The following is a 24,075-nucleotide window of genomic DNA, read 5'->3' on the forward strand; positions in this document are numbered from 1 at the left end:
AAATATCAATAATCAAAAGGATGTTTCGGGCTTGGCCCGAAACATCCTTTTGGTTTGTAGTTGCGTTTAGTTTATGCCCGTTTGGTTTGTAGTTGCGTTTGATTTATGGACGTTTGGTTTGTAGTTGCATTTGGTTTATGCCCGTTTGGTTTATAGTTGCATTTGATTTATGGACGTTTGATTTGTAGTTGCGTTTGGTTTGTAGGGACGCGGCGTGCCGCGTATGCCGGATAGAATAGTAATAGCCTATCATTTTTCAAGTTGATGTCATATATTTTTCAGGCAGATGTCATATCTTTTTCAAGATTATGTATTATGTTTTTTCAAGTTGATGTATTTCATTCGGCATACGCGGCACGCCGCGTCCCTACAAGTCATTTGGAAACATATAGGGATAATTGGGATTATTTGACGAAGGGGATGTATTGTCCGTAGCCTTCCGATTCCATTTCGGCGAGAGGTATGAAGCGGAGCGATGCGCTGTTGATACAGTAACGTAGGCCTCCGCGATCCTTAGGCCCGTCAGGAAACACATGGCCGAGGTGGGCATCTCCTGCACGGCTTCTGACTTCAGTGCGGATCATGCCGTGAGATGTATCGGATTTTTCAACGATTACACTATCATTGATTGGACGCGAGAAACTTGGCCATCCACAGCCGGAATCGAATTTATCAGTCGAGAGGAAAAGCGGTTCACCTGTGGTCACATCAACGTAGATTCCTTTACGATGATTGTCAAAATACTCGTTGCGGAATGGCGGTTCGGTAGCGTTTTCCTGCGTGACGGCATATTGCTCCGGGGTCAGGCGTGTGCGTAGGTCTGAATCGGATGGGCGCGAATAGGCCGACGCATCAACCTCGGCCTGCTGAGTCATGCGGGCATTTCGAGCAATCTCGAATAGGCGGGGATTTATATGGCAGTAGCCTGTGGGATTCTTTTCGAGATAACGCTGATGATACTCCTCGGCAGGATAGAAGTTCTGGAGCTGTTTCACCTCTACTGCGATCGGTTCGGAGTAAAGTTGCGATTCCTTGGCGAGTTCATCGAGAATTGTTCTCTGTTGGTCAGCGGTGGTGTAGTAGATACCTGTGCGGTACTGTGTGCCAACGTCGTTGCCCTGACGGTTGACCGATGTAGGATCGATGGTCATTAGATAGAGCTGTATCAGGAAGTCCAGTGTCACCTGTTCAGGATCGTATTCTACTTTCACGCCTTCGGCTGCTTGGGTCTGGCCGGTGCAGACCTCTTTATATGTGGGATAGGGGATAAGGCTATTTGCATAACCAACTTGGGTGTTACGGACACCGTTGATCTGGCGGAAGAAGTGCTCTGTACCCCAGAAGCATCCTCCGGCAAAGTAAATGATCGACATATTGAGTAGGATTTTGGTTATAAACACGTGGTAGTTTGTTTTTTATCTATAAACACGTGGGAATGGCCACGGGTTTACGGTGTTGTAGTAACGCAGCGTGCCGCGTATGCCGGTTGAAATACATCAGCCTGAAAAATAGGCGATTACTATTTCATTTGGCATACGCGGCACGCCGCGTCCCTACAATAAATTCGAGAGATAGATGGGACTATTGAATCGGTCCTGTTACGATAGGAGGGATCAGTGGATGATTACTTTTTCAACATGGTTATCGGCATGAACTACATAGACACCGGGGGCGGGGAGGGTGATGGCCGAGCCGGCAGGATTATCCTGACTGATTACGAGCTGTCCGGTCATATTGAAAATCTCAACTTTCGCCGCACCGTTCACATAGATGTCATGACCATTGACGGAAACAGTGATATTATCGGCGACAACATTACTTATGGCTGCGTTGACCGGTTCGATTCTCAATTCATCCGGAGTGCCGGGTGCAACGGTGAGGTAAGCTTTGTTGCGGGGAAGGTACTGATCATTGCTTGTCACAAATCCGATAGATCCGTCGGACAGGCGACCGAGCACACGCATGGTAGCCTTATCGTTGGGGGTAAGATTTTTGTGGAGAAGGCTTGTGTTGTTGAAATACACGCCCTTGAGTTTGTTGCCGGTAAGCATTGGAGCGTCGCCACCTATGTCGAGCTTGTTTCCGGCGGGGGATGCTGACGAGCATTTGATGATCACCGGAGTAGCGCGGGGAACAGTTCCTTTGATTTCTGCCACGTATGCAACACCGTTCTCGACAAGTGCAACCGTGTAGGCTGTCATACCTTCCGAATGGGTTGTGAAGGGGAAATCGGCATAGAGTGTGGCGTAATAGTCAGATCCGTCCTGAAGTTCGGGAGTGATACCGAAGTAGGAGCTGTCATCGGTGGTAAGGGGATGGAAATACCAACGGTGGTAATTGCCGTTGCCGTTTGATGTGGTATAACCACGGTCAGCATCGGATTCTGTTGCGTCACCGATGTAGCGGACGAGACCACTGTTGCGGCCATAGATCGAATAGATGCCGAGGTTCTTATTGGCAAGGTAGATTGTGACAGGATAATCGATCATGGATTTGACACCGGTTCCCTGCGTCTGGAGATCGAAGTTCTGACCTTTATCGTCGAGACTCTTTACATAGATGATTGTCGCGGGATCGGAGATGGTGTTCTCATAGCCTTTCCAGAGCTGGATGGCACCGAGTTCGGCTGTTGTTGCCTGAAAGTTAAGCGAACCTTTGTCGTCAAGCACATAGATGAAGCGTCCGGTCTGATAATTCTGCACACGATAGAAGCCGTCGCCGGTTATTAGTGCTGATGCGGAGAGAGATATGGCAGACGCGAGGAATGCCGTCAGTAATTTTTTCATTGCGAAAGTGTGATAGAGAGTGGAATTGTTTGAAATGTGATCAAACGCCTATGCGTTTTCGGTTTAGAGTGCAAATTTACGATAAAATTACGTGTTACAGAAAAATAGGATGTTAAAATGTAGCTTCCAGCTTGAAAAACAGGCTGAAATGTGTGATAAATGAAGCAGGGCTGTGTCAGAATTGACACAGCCCTGCGGTGATAGTGGAGATCGATGTCACCGGAATCAGATCCCGGTGACAGGATTGGGAATCGTATTATTCAACGATACAGATTGCTACACGGTTGTGAGCGGGAGTATCGTAGGGCTGATCCTCAACTTCACCCATGCTCTTGACGATGATGCGGTCAGCAGCAACGCCATACTTCTCCTGAAGAGTCTTGGCAACAACTTCAGCACGCTGAGCAGAGAGACGGAGGTTGATGGCCATTGTACCGGTACCCTTGTCAGCATAACCTGTTACGGTTACCTTGGTGTCGGGGTGGATCTTCATGTAGCGAGCCACCTCAGCAACCTTGCTCATTTCATCAGCAGTGATGTTGAAAGTAGAGATCTTGAAGAATACGTCGCGGGTAAGGGGAGCTACCACTTCCTTAACGACAACCTTCTCAACGATCTTCTCAACGGGAACTTCAACGATCTTCTCAACGATCTGAGTCTCGGTGACAGCAGCGCAGCATTTTTTACGCTTCTGCTTGGTGAAAGTTGTGCCGAAAGCATACTTAACACCAACGAGGCCGTTGAAATACCAGTCGGCATTGCCTGCCTTCTTGGAGTTGTAACCGTCGGGGAGGACGTTGGCCTGAAGTTCGAGACCGAGCTTGAGGTTTGAAGTGAGGTTGAAGTCACAGTATGCACCGAACTGACCTACGAAACGAGCCTTAGTACCGGTCCAGATGTTGCGGAGGACGTCGGGACGAGCCGATGCGGGTTCGATTGCGCTGTAGGTCGAAGCCTTGAGAGCGTTGTTCACCCTATTGGCTTCGCTGTTGCTGAAGGCAACGTTAGCACCGACACCACCGAAGATACCTGCGCTTACGAGGCGTTCGGGGTTGTAACCGCCGAAGAGGTTGGTGAAGTCAACCATAAGGTCAACGGTAGGAGCTACATAGTTCCACTTCCAATCGGAACGTTTGTCATCAATGGTGATTGAACCCTTTGAGGTCCAGCCATTGAACACGAGACGAGCACCGAGGACGGGGTTGAAGTTGTAGCCAACGCCGATCTGGCCGTTGAATGAGGACAGTCTGCCGAAGCTTGTTTCGCCCAAGGTCTCCTGCATACCAACCTGTCCTTGGATGTACCAGTGGGGCTGGAAGACGTATTCAGTCTCCTCCTGTGCCTCCTGTGCGTTAGCTGCGAAAGCTGCGCAGAGGGCAAATGAGGCTGAAAGGAATAACTTATTAATTTTCATCTTGATAGTTTTTCTAAAATTTTGAGCCTTGACGATTCAAATTACTTGCGAACAACCTGGAGGTAAGTCTTGACGGTTGAAGTGTGACCGGTGTAGTCGAGTGCCTGATAAGCGATCTCGTAAGTATAGACACCGTTCTGAGCACCCTTGACATCAAGAGCGAAGCGGTTGCGACCACCATTGACAACTTCTGCCATAACCTTGTTGGCTGCGTTCTTGAGAGCTACGTTCTCGTTGCCGTTCTGATCAGTAACCTTGGTTACACCGACAACCTTGAGGAATACGGGGCAGACAACTTCAAAGTTGTAAGTAGTAGCGAAGAGTTCGATAGCCTCGCCGTTACCCTTGAACTGAGAGGGCTGCTTAGCGTTAGTGCTGAGGAAGCCGAGACCACCGTTAGCCTTCTTGTAGAACATAACTGCCTGCAGGTAGTGGTTGGGATCGTCGAGCATACCGTTGATGCGGTCAGCAACAGAGTTGTACTTGTTGATGAGGCTGTTAACCTTGCTGAGGTAATCATTGTTGATCTGGTTAACGAGGCTGTCGAGCTTATCCTGAATGCTACCCATCATGTCGTTAACCTGATTTTCGATTTTAGCAATCATTCCGTCAGGACCGTTGAATGCAGTATCTACAGCTGAAGCAATAGCATCCTTGATCTTTTCGTCAAGACCCTTCTGATCGCCATTACCCTTGATCCAAGCATCGATAGAAGCCTGAATATTTGCAACTACGTCGTTGAGGTCTTTACCGATATTGATTTTGTCAGTCCCCCAGTTTGCAATATTACCGTTGGCGTCAAATTCGCTGGGATACTTGTATTCAACCCAAACGTCACCAACGGGATCAATCTCGATAGTGCCAAGTTCGATGGTTACATTGAGTTCAACGTTACCGATCACGAAGGGCTTGAGGTTAAGGTTTACGAGATCCTTGCTGATTTCAATCTGACCGAGGTTGGGGAGGTGACGGATAGAAGTACCCTTGAGGGTAGCGAACGAGAGGGGCTTGAAGGCAGTAGCTGCAAGACCGTAGTTGGTGTAAACCTTGCTGAGCTCGGTGGTGTAGTTGCCATTTTCGTCCTTGCCGGTTACAGTGTTGTAAGTGTAACGGAGGGCGTTAGCGTCGCAGAGGTCCTGAACCTGATTGTAGAGAATCTGAAGGAGGTGCATCATGTCAGCAGCCTTGTGGTTCTTGACAGCGTCCTTCACAGCGTTTACGAGACCGTCCTCGATGTTGATCTTGATGTTGTCGAGATCCTCAACAGCCACAGCAGCTTCACCTACATAGAGGCCGTTGCCGTTGCCAGCAGCGCGTGAGCCACCTATACCGAACTTGAGAACTGTATCGTCGTCCTTGGTAACGTTGACGAGTCTAACGTGAGTATCATCAACAGAGTTAACGATATCGAAGCCGTTAACGTCGAGATTATTAACTGTACCGGGGTTAACAGTAAACCAGAGGTTACCGAGTGAAGCCTCAGTGTCGCTTACCATGGGAACGAGAGTGCGGCTCTTGAATTCGTAGGGAGCAGAAGCAAGCACGCTTGACCAATCAACGTTGTAGTCAGCATACATTTCAGCACCCATATCCTTGGCGTTAGAAACGGGGAATGACTCTGCACTTGTAGCGAGCTCACCGTAATAAGCCATGAGCACCATAGAGTTGATGCCGAAGGGAGTGTTGAATGAAGGATAAACGTTGTTGGTAGTAGCCTGAAGAACGAGGCTGGTCACCATATCGTTGAGACGACCGAAGAGCTTGTCAACGTCGGTCTTGAGGGCTTCGATAGCAGCAGAGTTAGTTTGGATGTTCTCCATAACAGTCTCGTAGCTCCACCACTGCTTGTCGGCAGTTCCTTCGGGGAAGAGGATGGTGTACATCTCGGAGATCTTGCTGAGCTGTGTATAGTTGTCAGCGAGAGCCTGAAGAGCCTCTTCGCTAAGGAGACCCTTGGTCTTGAGATCTTCGATGCCTTGGAGGGCTTCTGCGTGAGCTTTCACCCAAGCACCCTGCTTAACATATTCTTGGAAGGTAGCAGCGTCGATACCGATACCGTCGAACCACTTGTTGAGATCCTCAACAGCCTTGATGACACCACCTTCGCCGTTAAGACCTTCGCCGATAAGAGCCTGAGCCTGACCTGCGATAGCCTTGAGTGCTGTAAGCTCTTCTTCAGAGAAGCCACAAGTGCAGCCTGCACCGCCGTTGCCGAGCTCACCATCTTCGATCTTTTTAAGGATGCCGGCTACGTCAGATTTCAGCTGATCGATCTGATTGGCCTCTGCCCAAGCAGCGATGAGCTTATTGACACCTTCTGCATCCTGCTTTTTGCCGAGTTGTTCTTTGATATCAGCAATTTCCTTGCCGCAGTTGGTCTGGCACTCATTGAGCTTATCGCTCAGTGCTTTGAGAGCTGCTTCGAGAGAAGCCTGCTGACCCATGAGCTCGGTACGGAGATCTTCGTCCGTATCCTTACATGAAGTTAAGGTGCTGAATCCTCCGGCAGTTACAGCCAAGAGAAGCAGTCCAGAAATAAATTTTTTCTTCATTTCAGTTTGATTAAAAATTTTTGGTTGGTTTTATTTTTAGTCGTTGATTAAATTTAAAAAAATCGGTAGGTCGGAGCATGTCGTTCGTTCAGCTTTGAGGATGGTCGTATCCCTTAGCCGATAGCATCTATGATATATATAAAGGTGAGCAACGTCGATTTGCATAGAGAAAATCCTGTAAATTCGGTTGTCGTCATCATATTTGTCATTATGAACTTAAATAGTAGAAAAATTCACGTGAGAAAAGCTTTTTCAAGTGGCAAAGGTAATAATTTTGCATGAATTACAACAAGTTTTAACGGAAAAAATGTTTCGTTATTCAAATTTTCGGAAATTTGGAAGAATTTTGTAACTTTGTCACAATAATTAAAAGACTACATTAAAATAATGTTACATTTCCCGGCAATGGTGAAGCGTTTCTGCCTCGCTTCCGTCTTAATGTTATCACTTGGCACTGCGCTGTCACAGGATAAGGCAGATGATAATATTTTCCGTCATCTTGATGTAGGAGCTTCGGTCGGCACGACCGGTATCGGCTTTGACGTATCGACCCACATCACGGATCACGTGAGGGTGAGGGCAGGTCTGGATTTCACACCTCATATCTCGTTTCCGATGTCGTTCAGTCTCCAGAGCTACACTGACGGAGTGGGAGTGACCGGAGGAAACTTCGAGAAGCTGCAGAATTATATGTATAAGCTGACACATATAAATGTGGATGACCGCGTGGAGCTCGACGGAAAGCCTACGATGACCAACTTCAAATTTCTTGTCGATGTCTATCCTTGGAAGACCAAAGGCTGGAGATTTACAGCAGGATTCTACATCGGTTCGCGCAAATCGGCCAAGGCTATCAACACGATGGGCGAGATGCCCTCGCTCGTGGCCGTCAACATCTACAACAGTTTCTACGATTATATAATGAGTGACGAGGCTATCGACGAACCGTTTTTCGGCGATGTCTATTGGGATCCCTTCCTCATCGAGGATCTTCGTGCGGATCTTGAAAACGAGGGTCACATGGGTATCCACGTCGGCGATTTCAAGGACGGCAAGCCTTACATGATGCAGCCCGACAGTGACGGAATGGTCAAAGTGTCGGCTTTCGTGAACTGTTTCAAACCCTACGTCGGTCTCGGCTACACGAGCGCGCTCGACAAGGCCAAGCGTTTCAACCTCGACGTAGATTTCGGTATGATGATCTGGGGAGGATCGCCGAAGCTCATTACCCACGACGGTACTGATCTCACCAATCAGGTGAAGAATATCAAGGGCAAGCCCGGCGACTACGTGGATCTGATGAAGAGCTTCAAGGTCTATCCTGTGGTCAGTGTCAGATTCTCGTATAAATTGTTTTAAGTATTTTTAACTGTAAAACTACCGGTATCGGTAGCATACTGTTTGAATTAGTTATAACTTTGTAGCATGAAACCTGTTTCAGGGTTTCATGTCACACAAAGTAAAAAAAGTTGAATTGTTTAAACAACATATTTTTATTAAAATCCCGTATTAGTTATGAAGCCCGGACGTAAACCGCAACTCCTCACAGAAAAAGAATTGGTGATCATGCAGATGCTTTGGGAGCGTGGCCCGCTTTTCGTGCGTGAGATGGTAAATATCCATGAGGAACCCAAGCCTCATTTCAACACACTCTCTACCATAGTCCGTATCCTTGAGGATAAGGGTCACGTGGCTCACGAAGTGTTCGGCCCGACTCACCGCTACTATGCTGTCGCAAAGAAGGAGGATTTCCAGAAGCGTTCGGTGGCACGTCTGGTGAAGGATTACTTCAATAATTCCTACAAGAATGCCGTGTCGGCTCTTGTCGAGGAGGAAAAGATGTCGGCCGACGAACTGCGTGAGATCATGGATCTCATCGAGAGCAAGAACGGCGGAAAGTAAGAAAGTTTTCCGGAAGGCTTCTTCCCATCCACGGCTCCTGCAACCGTCAATAATGTGAGCCTGCCAATTTATTAGGAGTGATGACACAGGTATCATCACTCCATTTTGGTTGTATCCGTGCGGATTTAATTCCATCCGGATGGTTTGATTTGTCCGGATGAGTTGTAGGGACGCGGCGTGCCGCGTATGCCGGATGAAATACATCGGCCGATGGGATGGAACATTTGACGGTGGAGGATAGTCCGTGTCGTGGGATTGTTTTTTTTAAATTGCCTGTCACTATTCTATCGGGCATACGCGGCACGCCGCGTCCCTACAAACTATCTGGGCACGCCGCGTCCCTACAACTGGGTGGAATGTCCCTACAATTGGGTATCGCGTCCCTACAAACTATACTTCCCTACAAATAATCATACTCATTACATTATAATCTCTCTCTGATCACATGGGTGTCATACTCTCTTATTCGCTTTTCAGTTCCATAGTTCTCGTGCTGCTCTATCTTGCCTACAAGTGGATGATGGCCGGGGAGAACCAACATGCCTTCAACCGAGTGGCTCTGTGGGGCATTTATGCTGTCTCGCTGCTTGCGTTCCCACTTATGGCACTGTGGGGTGAGAATGAGGTCGCCGTGGAGTTGACTGATGCCGATGTTTTCGGTCTGACAGATATTTCCGATGTTTCCGGCGTGTCGGTTGGCGAGCCTTTGACGGAAGTTGCGTCGCCAATGTGGCCGCGGGTCATGCTGTGGATCTATCTTGCAGGAGTCGTGGCTATGACGAGCCATACGCTCCTCGTCGGTTGGCGGTTGTGGCGTGTGATCCGTCGCGGTGAAGAGGTGGAAGAGGTGGATGGCTACAGTGTGGTCGTGACCGACGACACGGGTGTAGCTCCTTTCAGCTGGTGTCGCTACGTGGTGATGAACCGTCAGGACTATGAGGCACACGGCAACCTGATCCTTGTCCATGAGTTGCGTCATCTCGGACTCGGACACTGGGTGGATCTGCTCGTGGCGCAGATGGTCGGCATACTGCAGTGGTACAATCCTGCTGCATGGCTCATGCGCGAGGAGATGAAGACCGTGCATGAATATCAGGCCGACAAGGCTGTGCTGCAGTCGGGGATAGACGCGCGCGACTATCAGATGCTGCTCGTATGCAAGGCTCTCGGCTCAAGATTCCCATCATTGGCCAACTGTCTCAATCACAGCAAGCTCAAAAAGAGAATCACTATGATGTATGACGAGCGTACATCCGCCGTCAGGCGTTTGCGCGGGCTCATCCTACTGCCGGCATTGGCGGTAGCGTTGGTTGTGACGGATATCGACGCGGTGGCTTCGGTCATTGCTGAAACCGCAGTGGTAACCTTTGGAGATGGAACTCCTGAAGGGCTTGCTTCGGATAAAGAGCAAGATTTTGCTATTGCGGATGAGATTATCCCGGAGGTGGAAACCGAAGAGAGTGATGTTCCGGCAGAGGAAACTGCTCCGGTTGTGAGCGAAGCGGAGGTGCAGGAGACACCGACCGTTGAAATGAGTCGTCAGGCAGAGGATTTGGCGGAAACTCGTCCCGATCATAAGGAGGCAACTATTGAGGCAACTATCGAGGATGTGAAAGCTGTTGACTATGCCTCTACGGCTGATGCCGGTGCAGAAGTTCACGTGCAGACTGCAAGCCATGGGGGAACGGGTAGTGGAGATGAGTCTGCGAAATCGACCGTCGGTAGCACGGTATCTGACAGTAGCTATCAGCCGGTGGAGGTGGTATATTCAGTGACCGAAGAGAAGCCGAAATTTCCCGGTGGAGATGTGGCCCTCCTCAAATTTGTGGCCGAGCATCTAAGGTATCCCAGCGAAGCGCAAGAGAAGAATATACAAGGTCGTGTGGTCATCCAGTTTGTTGTCAAGGCGGATGGCGGAATCGGTGATGTCAGGGTGGTACGCAGTCTCGATCCTGCGCTTGATGCGGAGGCCGTCCGTGTGGCCAAGTTACTCCCCGCGTTCTCGCCGGGTAGGATTAACGGTCGGCCTGTTGCCGTGTGTTATACGCTTCCGGTTACATTCAAGCTCAAGGGGGCTGAGCCGAAGAAGCCAGATGTCAAGACTGTGGTGCTGGATGGAAAGAAGCTGAAAGAGGATAAAGTTGAATTTTATATAGATGGTGTGCGCATTGATGATGTTGAGAACGCAATTGCAATGCTTGATCCAAGTACGATAGCGAGGATCGATGTCATAAAGGATTCGGATAGGGTATTTATTACTCTGAAACCGCAGGCTGAAACGAAAACATCATCAACCTCATCCCGGCAGATTGCAGCAGTAGGTATGTAATGTAGTGAAACGGTCTTATTCAGATAATGTCTCCTAAACATATTTTAACCGGGATGGGTCGTGATCTGGCTCATCAGTTGACTATCTTTGCACCGTTATGACACAAGCAACACTTGATAAGCTCAAAATACTTGCTGAGGCGGCGAAATATGATGTATCATGTTCGTCGAGCGGAACTGTACGCCGTAATTCAGGCAAAGGTGTAGGGAATACGGTAGGAGGAGTGGGGATCTGTCACAGTTTCGCCGCCGACGGACGGTGCATATCGCTGCTGAAAGTGATGCTTACGAATTATTGTATGTATGACTGCGCCTATTGTATCAACAGGCGTTCGAACGATATCCCGCGTGCCACTCTTTCGGTATCCGAGGTGGTTGACATAACGATGGAATTTTACCGCCGCAACTACATCGAAGGGCTTTTCCTGAGTTCGGGAGTGGTGAGAAATCCGGACTATACTATGGAGCGGCTGGCGCGCATAGCGAAGGATCTGCGCGAGGTGCACCGCTTCAACGGCTACATCCATCTCAAGAGCATCCCCGGAGCATCGAGGGAGCTTGTGGATGAGGCCGGACGCTATGCCGACCGTATGAGCGTCAACATTGAGATCCCGCGTGAACAGTCGCTGAAATATCTTGCACCGGAGAAGGATCACAAGAGCGTCTATGAACCGATGGGGTTCATCCGTCAGGGCGTGTTGCAGTGTGAGGAGGACAGGAAACGTATGCGCCACGTCCCGCGCTACGTTCCCGCCGGACAGAGCACTCAGATGATCGTCGGGGCTTCGCCCGACACTGATCGCGACATACTTCTTACGTCGTCGGCTCTGTATTCGATGCCGACTATGCGTCGTGTGTATTATTCGGGCTATGTGTCGGTCAACTCCTATGATACGCGTCTCCCGGCATTGAAACAGCCTCCGCTCGTGAGGGAAAACCGTCTCTATCAGGCCGACTGGCTGATGAGGTTTTATCAGTTCCGCGCCGATGAGATTACGGACGCGGCCAACCCGAATCTCGATCTCGAAGTCGATCCAAAACTCGGATGGGCTTTGCGCCATCCGGAAGCTTTTCCGGTGGATGTCAACCGTGCGCCCTACGAGATGATACTCCGTGTGCCGGGCATCGGTGTCAAGTCGGCTACCCTGATTGTCAATGCCCGCCGTTACCGCCATCTCAATTCTGATCATCTGTCCAAGATCGGGGTGGTGATGAAGAGAGCAAAGTATTTCATAACCTGCGGAGAGCTTGCTGTCGCTTCGATAGCCGACACGTCGCCTGAATATGTCAGACGTGTCCTGACGGAGCGCAAGACCAAGCGCGACAATCCGCTCCAGCTGTCGTTTGATTTCTCATGATAATCTATCGTTTTGACGGAAGTTTCGACGGACTACTTACTGCGGTCTTTGATTCGTTCGTGCGTAAGGAGCAGCCCGATTTACTCCTTGGGCCGGACGGTGATATGCCGTTGTTTTACGATGTGTTCCACGAAGTTATTACGGATATTGAGAAAGGGTCACGTGTGTGGAAGAAGTTGGGGAAGTCCGTCACACGCGGAGCTCTGACGGCTCTCACTTCGGCCTTTCTGACGGACAATCCTGAGTTTCCGCTCCTCGCGCTCCGCTTCATCAGTCGTGCAGTGACTGCTCCGGTCTCCATAGAGAATGATTTTTCAGATCCGGCTGTCCTGACACTTGTCAAGGAGGCGCGCAGAGTCAGGGGTGAGGCTCATCGGTTGCTGCAGTTCGTGAGATTTCAGAAAGCTGTCGATGGGACATATTTTTCGATGGTCGAGCCGATTTTCGATGTGCTTCCCTTTGCCATAAATCACTTCACTGACCGGTTTGCCGATCAGCCTTTCATTATTTATGACGGTAAGAGGAATTACGGTTATCACTATGACGGCACGGAAGCGCGCCGCATCACGCTGACTTCCGACGGCGAACATCTGACCACCGGGCGGCTCACCGAGGATATGATGGATCCGGACGAGCCTCTCTATCAGGAATTATGGCGCAGCTATGTCAAGCACATAGCCATCGCCGCCCGTACGAATCCGAGGAAGCAGAGGGCCGATATGCCGGTGAGATATTGGAAATATCTTACAGAAATGCAGTGAGCGATCTGAAAAAATACTTATCTTTGATCCCGGATAACAATTATTGAATATGCGGACCGGACTTGTGCTTGAAGGAGGTGCGATGCGCGGGCTGTTCACAGCCGGCGTTATCGACGTGATGATGGAGCAGGGAATAGAATTTGACGGAATCGTCGGCGTTTCGGCTGGATCAAGCTTCGGGTGTAATTATAAGTCGAGACAACCCGGACGGGTGCTACGTTATAATCTCCGTTTCTGTAAAGATCCGCGTTACATGGGTCTGCGTTCGCTCTTGACCACCGGAGATCTGGTCGGAGCGGAGTTTGCCTATCATACCCTTCCGCTCGAACTGGACGTATTCGACATAGCTGCATTCGAGGCGAATCCGACGGAGTTTCATCTGGTCTGTACGGATGTCACGACCGGACAGCCGGTCTATTACCGTATGGATCGTGTGGATTACGACTCGCTTGAATGGCTTCGTGCGTCGGCTTCGATGCCGATAGTCACACGGCCTGTGCGGGTAGCTGACGGACATATCATGCTCGACGGCGGAATCAGTGATTCGATACCTTTGGAGTATTTTCAGAGGCAGGGCTTCCGGCGTAATGTCGTCGTGCTGACCCAGCCCCTCGATTACCGCAAAAAGGCTGCAAGCCGCTGGGTGTTCAGACTGTTCATGCGTCGTTATCCGGCTATAGTAGAGGCAATGGCGAGGAGGCACGAAATGTATAACGCGCAGCTTGATTTTGTGCGTTCACAGTCGCTCCTGCCCGACACATTCGTGATCGCTCCTGCCCGTCCGCTCCCGATAGGACGCGTTAAGATGAATCCGGCGAAGATGAAGACTGTCTATGACATCGGTCGTGAGACTTGCATTAGCCAGTTGAACGCATTGCAGGAGTTTATGAAAGGATGAGAGCGGCAATGATCTGAACTTGTAGGGACGCGGCGTGCCGCGTATGCCAAAACGAATAGTTATAGCCTGTGGTTTCAGGAATACGCATTTCATTTGGCATACGCGGCACGCCGCGTCCCTACAAATTTTAAACCGCTCGGTTTTTCACATCGTGGTGCAAAAAAACGCCTTAATTGAACGCCGTGTCATTGAGGATTTTTCCTTTCAGGGCATCGAAATGGCGGCGAGCATCCTTTGTGGTCAGATACTCGTCGATTGCATCGGCATGGCGTGATTTGTGCAGGTCAGTGCCGAGGAAATCCACATAGCCTTTCTCAATGAGTTTTTCAGCAACACGTTTTTCGGTTTTTGAGTATGCGCCGGCGAGCGAAAGCACGTTGATCTGGAAGAGCGTACCCGCGCGGTGGAGTTGGTCGTATCGTTCGGGGCGACCTTCAAAATAGTAGTGATATCGTTCGGGATGGGCGAGTATGGGGCGATAGCCCTGCATGGTGAGATCAAAGAGGAATTGATCAAGCTGCCACGGTTCCTGAATGAAGGAATTTTCGACGAGGATATATCTGTTTGGGTAAGCTGTGATCTGCCCGCTTGCCAACTGTGCGCGGAAAAAGTCATCGATACGGTTTTCCGACGCACGGCTCAGTTCTATGTCCGGACAGGAGGTTTTCAGCGCGTCCTGTAATTCCTGCAAGGCCGGATCGAGAATGTCGGGGGTATTCTCGAATGTCGATTCAGTTATGTGCGGTGTGGCTATTATGCGTTCGATTCCCCAATTTTTCATGCGTTTCACAAGTTCGACAGAAGTTGCAGTGTCGGGTGACCCGTCATCGACTCCCGGAAGAATGTGGCAATGTATGTCGGTTTTGAACGGTAGTTTGACCGGTTCGCTCTTTTTTGACAGAAAACTGAATAAAGCCATGTCTATTTAATAGTCTCTTTTAGATGTATCGTTGTGTGAAAAAAAGGAGTGCAAATTTAGCAATATGCTCCCGAAAAACTTCCAACGTGGTGGTTAAATATTGTCAATTAGCCGGTTGCGTCTGCAATCGTTATGACGGGCGTGATGAGGTCAGGGCTGAATGTAGTCCGTCACCATGTAATCCACACCCATGTCGGCGAGTCGGCGGTAGTCATCGGGAGTGTTGACGGTCCATACGTTGACCTTGACGCCTGCATCGTGGTAACGTTTCACACAGTCGGCATCGACAAGATCTTGACGTATCTGCACGTCGAGTTTGCGGGCGCATGACCAGTCAAACATCTCCTGCCATTTTGTATCAGCCTGAAATTGCAGTTTGATGTCGGGATGGTTGGTCATGAGATATTCGATATAGTCAGGTTCGGATGTGAGTATCACACATTTGTCCGTGAGCCCCTTCTCGGCCACCGTTATCATGAGTGGTGTGAGGAATGAGCACTGTTTTGTGTCCTTTGACAGAGTTTTCAGATGTAGCAGTGGAGCGACATTGTTTTTCTTGCAGATGTCGAGAAACTCGGCGACCGTGCATACGGTTGATCCCTCGTATGCCGCGCTGTCTCGCTGCTGGGTGTAGCGTTCGCTCTTCAGATCGGCAAGCGTTGAGCCGGCTATCTTCATTTTTCCGCCGAGGCGGTCAGTCTTGCCGTCATGCGAGGTCACAAAGACAGAGTCGGCTGTCAGACGCACGTGTGCTTCCATCATTTTGTAGCCGCGACGTGCGCCCTCGTTGTAGGCTTCGGCTGTGTTCTCGATGGCGTAACCGCATCCGCGTCGGCCGATCAGTGTCGGATCTGCGGCGTGAAGCATTGCGGGGACGCTGAGGCAGGAGAGGAGGAACAGTGATATGATTCTTTTGGCTTTCATTTTTGGTGGTTTTTAAGGTAAATTGGAGGGGTTGGATTGGAGGTAAAAAGATAGAATTTTATACGCGTATGAGTTCAAGAAGTATGGAGTTGGAGGTGAGCCAGTGGTTTTCGGGTATCGTGATAAATCCGGTTTCACTTACATTCAGCATACCGGTCTTTATCAGCGGTTCTGCCTGTGAGCTGAACTCATCCGCAATCTCCTTGCCGAAACTTTCGGTAATTTCCTGTATGTTCACACCGCGGGCCGTCCGCAGGCGGGTGATCAGCATATCGTTGAAAAGACTGTCGCGGCTCTCTTCCTCTCGGACTCCGGTGTCAGCACCGTTGAGTGTGATGTAATTTTTCAGATCGGAGGGATTGAAGGATCTTGTGTGGCCGTCCCATGAATGTGCGCCCGGTCCGAGTCCGATGTAAGGCGATCCATCCCAGTAGGATGAATTGTGTATTGCTTCACGTCCCGGCAGAGCGAAGTTAGAGATTTCATAGTGGCGGTAGCCGGCCGATGCTGTGGCTTTGCACAGGTGGCCATACATGGTCTCTATCAGATCCTCGTCCGCTTCGGTGATCTTGCCGCGTTGCAGCATCGCACTGAGGCGTGTCCCCTGCTCATAGGAGAGCAGATAGGCTGAGATGTGTTCCGGCCGGAGGTCTATGAGGGTTGACAGTGACCGCATCCATGACTCCATGTCCTGTCCGGGCAGACCGTAGATGAGGTCACAACTGATGTTGTCAATACCTCCTTCACGCAGGGAACGGAAGGCTTCGACGGCACGCCGTGAGTCATGTCGGCGGCCGATGAGCGAGAGTTCGCTGTCCGAGAATGATTGTATGCCCATACTTACTCTTCGGAAAGGAGTATATTCACGAATGAATGAGACCCATTCCGGTGTTACATCTTCAGGATTGGCCTCGATGGTCGCTTCGCGCAGTGGCGCATGGTCAAGCCGGAGTCCTTTGAGAAGCCGGTCGAGCGTAGCAGTTGGGAGCGATGACGGTGTCCCACCGCCGAGATAGAGTGTATCGACCGGTTCTGTGAGTCCTTCCGACCGCAGATTCCATTCATTGACGGCGGCATCAACGAATGCCTCCATCCATTCCCGGCGCGGGGTGGAATAGAAGTCGCAGTAGGCACACTTCGAGTGGCAGAAAGGTATGTGAACGTAGAGTTTCATCAGTGTTTCCGGCAGATGGTTTTGAAACCGCAGAATTTACAGGCAGAATCATCAACTGCCTGCGTGAACGGCACTTCGGGATCAAACATCTCGGTGAGCGTGGCGCGGAAAAGCTCCAAGAAGTCATCGTTGATGGTGCGGTAATCCAGAAATTCCTCTTTATTATAGATCAGTGGACGCAGACCGGTGGTGGATAGTGTCCGGAACGAGTAGATCTGCGGCATGATCGCATCTGTGTAGCCGATCTTTCCTGCGTATGCGTTGCAATAGAACATCAGCTGCAGGATCGCTTTGCGCCGGTGGTCGGTCTCCGGATTGAAAAGCTCGTCGATATCCTTGAAATCTGTCTTGTCAGAACCGGTCTTGTAATCGACGATCCTGAGACGTCCGAGCCCTTCGCCGTAACGTCCGCCGGGATACACACGGTCTATACGGTCAATGAACTGGAGGATGTTCACAGTCAGATCATCTGAAATTTTCATCGTCCCCTCGACTTTGTGTTCACCGTCAATGAAGTCAAACGGTGCGATCTCCTTCTCACGTCGGAACATGAGGATGAGGAAGTGTTTCATGACTTTTCCAAGCACAAGGCTTTCGCCGGTCAGAGGAGTGCGGTCGCCTTTGGGGAGACGATTGTACTTTTCGTTAATGAGTTCGGTGATGATACTGTCCATCTTCACCTCGTCACGGATAAAGCTGTCGAGAATCTCTGTCGTGATCTTCACTTCGTCGCGGTCGCCACGTAGTTCCTTATACATTCGTTCGGCTACTTCGTGGAGGATGCTTCCGTAAGTTCCGGAATCCATGTAATCCACCACATCTTCATCAAGATCGAGTCGGCAGATGCGCTTCAGATAGAATGACAGCGGACAGTTTATGTAGTCATTGATCGCCGTGGCCGAGAGTGTGCGTCGGCCCGGAGGGGTAAACTCCCGCAGTTTCTCCATGATTTCGGGAGTTTTCTCCACCGTGATAGGCTCTTCTTCGAGGGGGTGGGTGGTGAAGGAAGCAAGGTCATGGGTGATCTTGCATTCCGGGAAAAGGTATAGGAGCTGGGCTATGTAGCGCGAGATTTCACTATTCTTTCCGCTGAGGGTGCGTGCGTCGTAGCACAACCTGACTTTTGACGCACGGGAGATGAGGCGGTAGAACGAATAGGCGAATATCGACTCCTGAAGCTCGGTCGTGGCCATTCCGTAACTACGGCGGAGCGAGTCGGGGATGAATGAACGGCTGTATTGCTTATGAGGAAACACGTGCTCGTTCATCGAGAGCATGATAAGTTTGTCAAAGTCGAGCGCACGCGTCTCAAGCACACCCATCACCTGAAGTCCGGCAAGCGGTTCGCCTGTGAAACGGACACTCACCGTCGAGATGGTCCGTTGAAGCAGTTCGATGAAAGTCTTGTCGCGCATGGTGATACTCCAGCGTCGGCTTGCGGCACGCAGATTCTCCAGTTCCACGAGGTAGGTGTCTAAGAAATAGTTATCGATTTTCAGATCCTTACGTCCGATGGTGAATGCGCGCAGTCCTTCGATGAGGTTGAAGAAGTAGGTGTGGACTTCATCAAGGTTGTTGGTATCGCGTACAGGTGTAAAGATGAAAGCGAGAACCGGCACGGTGGCATCGATCTGCGATGCGGGTACCATATAAAGCCGTCGTTCGAGTATTAGTCGAAGAAGAGAGTTGCACCCTTCTGGATCTACGGCCTGCAGTAGTGGATGGGTGAGCACTGAACGGAGGTCCTCGTAGAAGTAGCTCCACTCATCACGTGTGCGGTAAGCACGCAGGTGCATGGCTACGATGGCTGATATGAGCGACGAGATGGAGGTGCTTTTCAGCGGGAATCCCATCGTCACGTTGAGTGCCGTGATTTCCGGCGGGACAGCGTGGATCATCGGGATGAAGAGCGATTCATCCGGCAGGACCACTGCTGTGTCTATGGCGTTGGCGGGATTTTTGATTGTGCCGTCGCTGATCCACTCCGCAAGTTGCATTCCGGCCGCCTTGGTCTGACCGAAAGCTGTCGGGACACCTGTAATGTGGATTTCGGGAAACGTGGCTTCTTCCGGGAAAAGCTCTTTGAGGTCGTACCGGGAAGGAAAGCACTCCACATTGCGGCGCATGAAAAAGACCGCGCGGTTGCCTTCATCGCGGAATGCAGGTGAGGCCATGTCCCAGTAGAAATCTGCCATTCCACGAGCCTGAAGTTTCTCAAAAATCTTGATTTCGGCGAGTGTGAGGACATTGAAACCGACGAAAATATAACGTCGGTAGGGCAGAGGTGAGCCTGTGGTCTTGCTGAGATAGTTGACGGCATTGCGGGCAAACATTCCGCGTGTGGCCATTCCGTTGTCCAGCAGGCTTTGCTTGAAGCGTTCGAAAAGCGTGTCGAGCACCTCCCAGAGCTTCAGGAATTTACTTTCGAGCGGCGTGGGTTGATCCTCATGAAGATGATTCCAGAACTGGTCAGGGCTCACGTGGACGAACCGTTCACCCCAGTAGCGGTTTATGATCTCGATCTGTTCGTCCGTAAGATAGTTGGAACTGACTTCACGGAAGCGTTTGAGATTTACGAAAAGCTTGTGTGGATCGGCGAGATAGAGATCCACGTCGTTGAAGTCATTGAGGAGCATTTCACCCCAGAAGATGAATTGGTCGAAATCAACCACCTCTTCGCTCAGTTTTCTGTATTCGTTGTAGAGAATGAAAAGCTGGTCGAGTCGCGGTGCTTCCGTCAGGGCCGAAAAACGGTTCGTAACCTCGGCTATGGTGCCGATTTCTGGCATTATGAACGGTTGGCCGTGGGCTTCGAGTGAGAGATAGTGACGGAAGAAAACACCGCTTCGCTTGTTTGGAAACACGAAGCAGAAATCGGCGAGTTGCGGAAGCTCGTTTTGGATGTAGGCTGACGCTATCTGTTGGAGAAACGGTGTCATGGCTGAAATTCCGGTTGATGGTTGTGATGGTGACCGGTCTGTGAGGATAGGGGGCGATATCAGAAATTCTTTATCAGTATGATCATCTTTATTGCGAAGTCGAAATTGACTATCTTACCGTTGGCGTTGCCGGCTATGTCGGTGGCCGCACGGTCCATTTCGGCTATGATCTTTTCGGCATTGTTCTCTGTGATAAAGCGGGCGAAGTTCTTGCTGAATGCAGCTTCGTCGCGGTTGAGGTAGAGAAGTTCGGGGATGTGGAAGTTATAGACGAAATTTTCGCGGATGAGCCGTCGGGCGTAGTCATAGAACTTTACTTCCTGTTCCCTGCCGAGGGCGGCAATCTCCGTGCTCCAGTCCTTCAGCCCCTTGACGTCGCGCTGATATGCGAGACGCATGAGACGGACGAAGTAGTCGAAAAACATACGGCTTACACTCGTGGCATCCATAGCGCGGAGGGCGGCGTTCATGTCACCGGCCGCTATATGTGCCATTGACATTGCGTCCTGTGGGTCGAGGGCGAGACGTGCGGTTAGGTAGGCCGCTATTGCATCGTCGCTCAAGCGTTTCATCTCGATTGGGCGGCAACGGGAATAAATGGTAGGCAGTATGGCCGAGGCATTGTCGGAAACAAGAATAAAGATCGTATCCTCAAACGGCTCTTCGATAAGTTTCAGAAGTTTGTTGGCCGTCTGCTCGTTCATTTTTTCAGGTAGCCAGATCACGACGGTCTTATAACGTGAGACGGTTGTGGTGACGGACAGACGTTGTTCGAGGGCCTCGCTTTCGCTGACATAGATCACCGGTTGGGCGTTTTTCTTGTCGAAATATCCTGTCCATCGTTCGAAATCCATAAACGGACTTGCTCCGACAAACTCCTTGAACTCACCCATATAGTCATCGGATATAGGAGCTTTCAGCTTATCGGTTTTCACGACCGGGAAAACGTAGAGGCTATCCACGTGGTTGAACGATTCGTGCTGACGGCATGACGGACATTCGCCGCACGGTTCGCCGTCAGCGGTGGGTGACTGGCAGTGGAGATACTGCGAGAAAGTCCGCGCGAGCATGAATTTACCTATCCCCGTCGGTCCGTGTAGGAGCAGGGCATGAGGTATCCGACGGTCGGCGACCATCTCGCGCAGCTGACGCTTGACATTGTCGTGTGATGGGATTTGGCTGAACTTCATTGTAACGCAAAGTTACTCAATTAGCCCGACAAATGGAAACTTCGCCGAGGATTTCTACCGGTACGCCTCCAAATCATCTCCGCGATGTCGAAGCGACCATCTCTACTAATGTTATTTGGTGTGTCGCCTGTCATACATTTTTATCCTTATGATGAAACTTTATATTTTTTTGATGCGTTTAACAGTTATGAATGGACTGATTTTAGGAATACTGTTGCCGTTTGTGGGAACTACCCTTGGTGCGGCTTGTGTTTTTCTCATTAAGAAGAACTTTGCTCCCCGTCTGCAGAAAGGGCTTACAGGATTTGCAGCCGGGGTGATGGTGGCTGCGTCCGTGTGGTCACTGTTGATCCCATCGATGGAGATGACGGGAAAGGAGGGATTGGCCAGTATCGTGCCGGCTGTCGTCGGTTTCATGACAGGTATATTGTTTCTTCTTTTTCTTGACAGTGTGGTCCCGCATCAGCATTTCGACAGCGATCAGAGTGAGGGTCCGAAATCCCACCTCTCCAAGACGGCCAAACTTGTGTTTGCCATCACTCTTCACAATATACCCGAAGGCATGGCCATAGGAGTCGCGCTTGCCGGGGCATTGGAACATAATTCCTACATGCCTATGGCTGGAGCGATTGCTCTGTCCATCGGTATTGCCATTCAGAATTTTCCGGAAGGTGCTATAGTCTCGATGCCTCTCCACAGTGCAGGAAACTCCCGGTCGAAATCATTCCTGATGGGAACGCTGAGCGGTGTGGTCGAACCCATCGGAGCTATCATCACCATGCTGCTTGCATCCATCGTCGTGCCGATCCTGCCCTATCTCTTGGCTTTCGCGGCCGGAGCGATGATCTATGTAGTGGTCGAGGAACTGATCCCCGAAACGCAGGAGGGTGAGCACTCCAACATGGGCACAATCGGTTTCGCCATCGGCTTCCTCCTCATGATGGCTCTCGATGTCCTCCTCGGATGATGACGCAGATTTATCATGGTTATTAAAATGGCCATGGTCATCCGGATTTTTGGTTGGGATTAATGGATTTTTGGTTGGGATTTACCTTCTGATAGAGCAACATTATTGTTTTATGTGGCGTTTTATATTTAAAGTACAATTCTAATTATGAAAGATATAGATTTATCAGAAATTAAGTCTCCGGCCGACATACGGAAAATGAGTCTGCCGGAGCTGACCAAGCTTGCCGGTGAGATGCGCGGCGCGTTATTGGAAAAACTTTCAGTGCATGGCGGCCATGTCGGGCCGAACCTCGGAATGGTGGAAGCAGTGATAGCCCTGCATTACGTGTTTGACACTCCTGAGGATAAGATTGTCTTTGATGTGTCACACCAGACATATCCCCACAAAATGATCACTGGACGTATGGAGGCATTTACCGATCCCGCCCACTATGACGATGTCACCGGTTACACCAATCCTTCCGAAAGCCCCTACGATCTTTATTCGCTCGGTCATACGTCATCAGCGGTGGCTCTTGCTGCCGGACTTGCCAAGGCACGTGATCTTCAGGGTGGAAAGGAGAATGTCGTAGCCGTGATCGGCGATGGTTCGCTCAGTGGCGGTGTTGCTTTCGAAGGTCTTGACTATGGTGCTACGCTCGGCTCAAACTTCATTGTGATCGTCAATGACAATCAGATGAGTATTGCCGAAAATCATGGCGGCATATATGCTGATCTGCGTCTGCTGCGCAACACCAACGGTACTGCCGACAATAATCTATTCCGTGCGATGGGCTACAGCTACAGATATGTCAACTATGGCAATGATCTCAAGAGCCTTATCGATATGTTCAGTTCCGTGAAAGATATCGATCATCCTGTAGTGGTCCACATAAATACCATGAAGGGTATGGGTCTGCCTGTCGCCGAGGCGGACAAGGAGGAGTTCCACTACGCAGGTCCGTTTGATCTAAAGACGGGAGCACCGCTTCACGAAGAAGCACCGCAGACTGCACCGGAAGATTATAGCGAACTCTTTGCAAAGGGAATGTTGCGTCGCATGAAAGAAAACGGCAAGGTTGTAGCCATCACAGCCGGAACGCCCGGTGTACTCGGATTTGACAAGGCACGCCGAAAAGAGGCCGGAAAGCAATTCATCGACGTAGGTATTGCCGAGCAGGCAGCTGTCGATTTGGCCAGCGGTCTCGCCAAAGGTGGTATGCGTCCGGTGGTAGGTTTTGTCAGCAGTTTCCTCCAGAGGGCCTACGATCAGTTCAGTCAGGACATCGCGCTCAACAAGCAGGCTGCCACGTTTGTGGTGTTCTACGGTTCGATGTTCGGCATGAATGATGAGACTCACCTCGGTTTCTTCGACATCGCACTCCTCTCGAATATCCCGAATCTCATTTACCTTGCGCCTACATGTAAGGAAGAGTTTGAGGCCATGCTTGACTGGGCTGTAAAGCAGGACGAGAGAGCGGTGGTGGTCCGTACTCCCGGTTCTGTTGCGGTGTCGAATACAGAGATAGAACTCTTGGACGATTATTCAAAACCGGCTTATGAAATTGTCCGCGAGGGCGACGGCGTGGCTCTCATCGGTGCAGGTTCAATGTTCGGGTTTATGCAGCAGGCGGCTGATCTGCTTGCACAGCAGGGAGTGAACGTCACACTTATCAATCCGCGCAACCTGTCCGAGCTTGACACCGCTGCACTTGACTCGTTGAAAGACTATAAGGTAGTGATCACTGCTGAGGACGGTATAATCGACGGTGGCTACGGACAGAAAGTAGCTTCATATCTCGGCGAATCACCTGTCAAAGTAGTGAATCTTGGTTTGCCGAAGGAATTCCTTAACCGTTACAATTATTCAGAACTCCAGAAGCGTTGCGGTCTAACTCCTGACCAGATAGCACAGACTGCCATGAGCGCGCTGAAATAAGAATTTTATCGCACCGCTAAAACGGTGTCGGAATCTAATTGGT

17 protein-coding genes are annotated in these 24,075 nt (G+C 50.4%); 8 read left to right on the forward strand and 9 right to left on the reverse strand.

The genetic code is table 11. The annotated features are described in order from the left end of the window. Positions 1 to 404 precede the first annotated feature (404 nt). The 4 genes from msrB to K2G41_RS05975 all read right to left on the reverse strand — a co-directional run bounded on the left by msrB (position 405) and on the right by K2G41_RS05975 (position 6,752). A complete protein-coding gene (gene msrB, locus K2G41_RS05960; protein ID WP_300116400.1) occupies positions 405 to 1,400 on the reverse strand; it encodes a peptide-methionine (R)-S-oxide reductase MsrB in 996 nt (331 codons plus the stop codon). Between the two features lie 213 nt (positions 1,401 to 1,613). Continuing rightward, on the reverse strand, positions 1,614 to 2,786 hold the full coding sequence (locus K2G41_RS05965; RefSeq protein ID WP_300116402.1) for a T9SS type A sorting domain-containing protein: 1,173 nt from the start codon (positions 2,784 to 2,786) through the stop codon (positions 1,614 to 1,616). Positions 2,787 to 3,042: 256 nt separating this feature from the next. Continuing rightward, positions 3,043 to 4,200 carry an OmpA family protein gene (locus K2G41_RS05970; protein WP_300116403.1) on the reverse strand — a complete coding sequence of 386 codons (1,158 nt, stop codon included), beginning with the start codon at positions 4,198 to 4,200 and terminating at the stop codon, positions 3,043 to 3,045. 41 nt (positions 4,201 to 4,241) lie between these two features. Beyond that, a complete protein-coding gene (locus K2G41_RS05975; protein WP_300116405.1) occupies positions 4,242 to 6,752 on the reverse strand; it encodes a hypothetical protein in 2,511 nt (836 codons plus the stop codon). A 438-nt stretch (positions 6,753 to 7,190) separates the two neighbouring features. Here K2G41_RS05975 and K2G41_RS05980 point away from each other — a divergent pair, with 438 nt between their 5' ends. From K2G41_RS05980 to K2G41_RS06005, 6 genes are all read left to right on the forward strand, one after another. Continuing rightward, on the forward strand, positions 7,191 to 8,111 hold the full coding sequence (locus tag K2G41_RS05980) for a hypothetical protein (RefSeq protein ID WP_300116407.1): 921 nt from the start codon (positions 7,191 to 7,193) through the stop codon (positions 8,109 to 8,111). 156 nt (positions 8,112 to 8,267) lie between these two features. Beyond that, positions 8,268 to 8,654, forward strand: coding sequence for a BlaI/MecI/CopY family transcriptional regulator (locus tag K2G41_RS05985; RefSeq protein WP_300116409.1), 387 nt, complete (start codon positions 8,268 to 8,270; stop codon positions 8,652 to 8,654). A gap of 445 nt (positions 8,655 to 9,099) precedes the next feature. Next, complete coding sequence (locus tag K2G41_RS05990) at positions 9,100 to 10,983, forward strand: M56 family metallopeptidase (RefSeq protein ID WP_300116411.1); 1,884 nt, start codon at positions 9,100 to 9,102, stop codon at positions 10,981 to 10,983. 97 nt (positions 10,984 to 11,080) lie between these two features. Next, on the forward strand, positions 11,081 to 12,340 hold the full coding sequence (locus K2G41_RS05995) for a putative DNA modification/repair radical SAM protein (RefSeq protein WP_300116413.1): 1,260 nt from the start codon (positions 11,081 to 11,083) through the stop codon (positions 12,338 to 12,340). After that, positions 12,337 to 13,101 carry a TIGR03915 family putative DNA repair protein gene (locus K2G41_RS06000; protein WP_300116414.1) on the forward strand — a complete coding sequence of 255 codons (765 nt, stop codon included), beginning with the start codon at positions 12,337 to 12,339 and terminating at the stop codon, positions 13,099 to 13,101. Before K2G41_RS05995 ends, K2G41_RS06000 begins: the two co-directional genes overlap by 4 nt. Positions 13,102 to 13,150: 49 nt before the next feature. Beyond that, positions 13,151 to 13,999 (forward strand): patatin family protein, encoded by an 849-nt coding sequence (locus K2G41_RS06005; protein WP_300116415.1) that lies wholly within the window; start codon positions 13,151 to 13,153, stop codon positions 13,997 to 13,999. 169 nt (positions 14,000 to 14,168) lie between these two features. Here the strand turns inward: K2G41_RS06005 and K2G41_RS06010 are convergent, their stop codons facing one another. From K2G41_RS06010 to K2G41_RS06030, 5 genes are all read right to left on the reverse strand, one after another. Further along, positions 14,169 to 14,918, reverse strand: a complete 750-nt coding sequence (locus K2G41_RS06010) for a CpsB/CapC family capsule biosynthesis tyrosine phosphatase (RefSeq protein ID WP_300116417.1) — start codon at positions 14,916 to 14,918, stop codon at positions 14,169 to 14,171. A 150-nt stretch (positions 14,919 to 15,068) separates the two neighbouring features. Beyond that, complete coding sequence (locus K2G41_RS06015) at positions 15,069 to 15,842, reverse strand: glycerophosphodiester phosphodiesterase family protein (protein ID WP_300116419.1); 774 nt, start codon at positions 15,840 to 15,842, stop codon at positions 15,069 to 15,071. 58 nt (positions 15,843 to 15,900) lie between these two features. Then, entirely contained in the window at positions 15,901 to 17,016 is a 1,116-nt protein-coding gene (gene hemW / locus K2G41_RS06020; protein ID WP_300116421.1) for a radical SAM family heme chaperone HemW, read from the reverse strand. Beyond that, a complete protein-coding gene (locus tag K2G41_RS06025; RefSeq protein WP_300116422.1) occupies positions 17,016 to 19,955 on the reverse strand; it encodes a PD-(D/E)XK nuclease family protein in 2,940 nt (979 codons plus the stop codon). Before K2G41_RS06025 ends, hemW begins: the two co-directional genes overlap by 1 nt. Positions 19,956 to 20,014: 59 nt before the next feature. After that, positions 20,015 to 21,145, reverse strand: a complete 1,131-nt coding sequence (locus K2G41_RS06030; protein ID WP_300116423.1) for a DNA polymerase III subunit delta' — start codon at positions 21,143 to 21,145, stop codon at positions 20,015 to 20,017. A gap of 187 nt (positions 21,146 to 21,332) precedes the next feature. Between K2G41_RS06030 and K2G41_RS06035 the strand changes: the two genes are divergently transcribed. Both K2G41_RS06035 and K2G41_RS06040 read left to right on the forward strand, forming a co-directional pair. Beyond that, positions 21,333 to 22,112, forward strand: coding sequence for a ZIP family metal transporter (locus K2G41_RS06035; protein ID WP_300116425.1), 780 nt, complete (start codon positions 21,333 to 21,335; stop codon positions 22,110 to 22,112). 147 nt (positions 22,113 to 22,259) lie between these two features. After that, positions 22,260 to 24,032, forward strand: coding sequence for a 1-deoxy-D-xylulose-5-phosphate synthase (locus K2G41_RS06040; protein WP_300116427.1), 1,773 nt, complete (start codon positions 22,260 to 22,262; stop codon positions 24,030 to 24,032). The last annotated feature ends 43 nt before the right edge of the window (positions 24,033 to 24,075 follow it).

The organism is Duncaniella sp., from assembly GCF_029056165.1.
GTDB lineage: Bacteria > Bacteroidota > Bacteroidia > Bacteroidales > Muribaculaceae > Duncaniella.

Coding starts and splice junctions, on each gene's coding strand:
- K2G41_RS05965 (WP_300116402.1), bottom strand. CDS start 2,786: ATGAAAAAATTACTGACGGCATTCCTCGCGTCTGCCATATCTCTCTCC.
- K2G41_RS05970 (WP_300116403.1), bottom strand. CDS start 4,200: ATGAAAATTAATAAGTTATTCCTTTCAGCCTCATTTGCCCTCTGCGCA.
- K2G41_RS05975 (WP_300116405.1), bottom strand. CDS start 6,752: ATGAAGAAAAAATTTATTTCTGGACTGCTTCTCTTGGCTGTAACTGCC.
- K2G41_RS05980 (WP_300116407.1), top strand. CDS start 7,191: ATGTTATCACTTGGCACTGCGCTGTCACAGGATAAGGCAGATGATAAT.
- K2G41_RS05985 (WP_300116409.1), top strand. CDS start 8,268: ATGAAGCCCGGACGTAAACCGCAACTCCTCACAGAAAAAGAATTGGTG.
- K2G41_RS05990 (WP_300116411.1), top strand. CDS start 9,100: ATGGGTGTCATACTCTCTTATTCGCTTTTCAGTTCCATAGTTCTCGTG.
- K2G41_RS05995 (WP_300116413.1), top strand. CDS start 11,081: ATGACACAAGCAACACTTGATAAGCTCAAAATACTTGCTGAGGCGGCG.
- K2G41_RS06000 (WP_300116414.1), top strand. CDS start 12,337: ATGATAATCTATCGTTTTGACGGAAGTTTCGACGGACTACTTACTGCG.
- K2G41_RS06005 (WP_300116415.1), top strand. CDS start 13,151: ATGCGGACCGGACTTGTGCTTGAAGGAGGTGCGATGCGCGGGCTGTTC.
- K2G41_RS06010 (WP_300116417.1), bottom strand. CDS start 14,918: ATGGCTTTATTCAGTTTTCTGTCAAAAAAGAGCGAACCGGTCAAACTA.
- K2G41_RS06015 (WP_300116419.1), bottom strand. CDS start 15,842: ATGAAAGCCAAAAGAATCATATCACTGTTCCTCCTCTCCTGCCTCAGC.
- hemW (WP_300116421.1), bottom strand. CDS start 17,016: ATGAAACTCTACGTTCACATACCTTTCTGCCACTCGAAGTGTGCCTAC.
- K2G41_RS06025 (WP_300116422.1), bottom strand. CDS start 19,955: ATGACACCGTTTCTCCAACAGATAGCGTCAGCCTACATCCAAAACGAG.
- K2G41_RS06030 (WP_300116423.1), bottom strand. CDS start 21,145: ATGAAGTTCAGCCAAATCCCATCACACGACAATGTCAAGCGTCAGCTG.
- K2G41_RS06035 (WP_300116425.1), top strand. CDS start 21,333: ATGAATGGACTGATTTTAGGAATACTGTTGCCGTTTGTGGGAACTACC.
- K2G41_RS06040 (WP_300116427.1), top strand. CDS start 22,260: ATGAAAGATATAGATTTATCAGAAATTAAGTCTCCGGCCGACATACGG.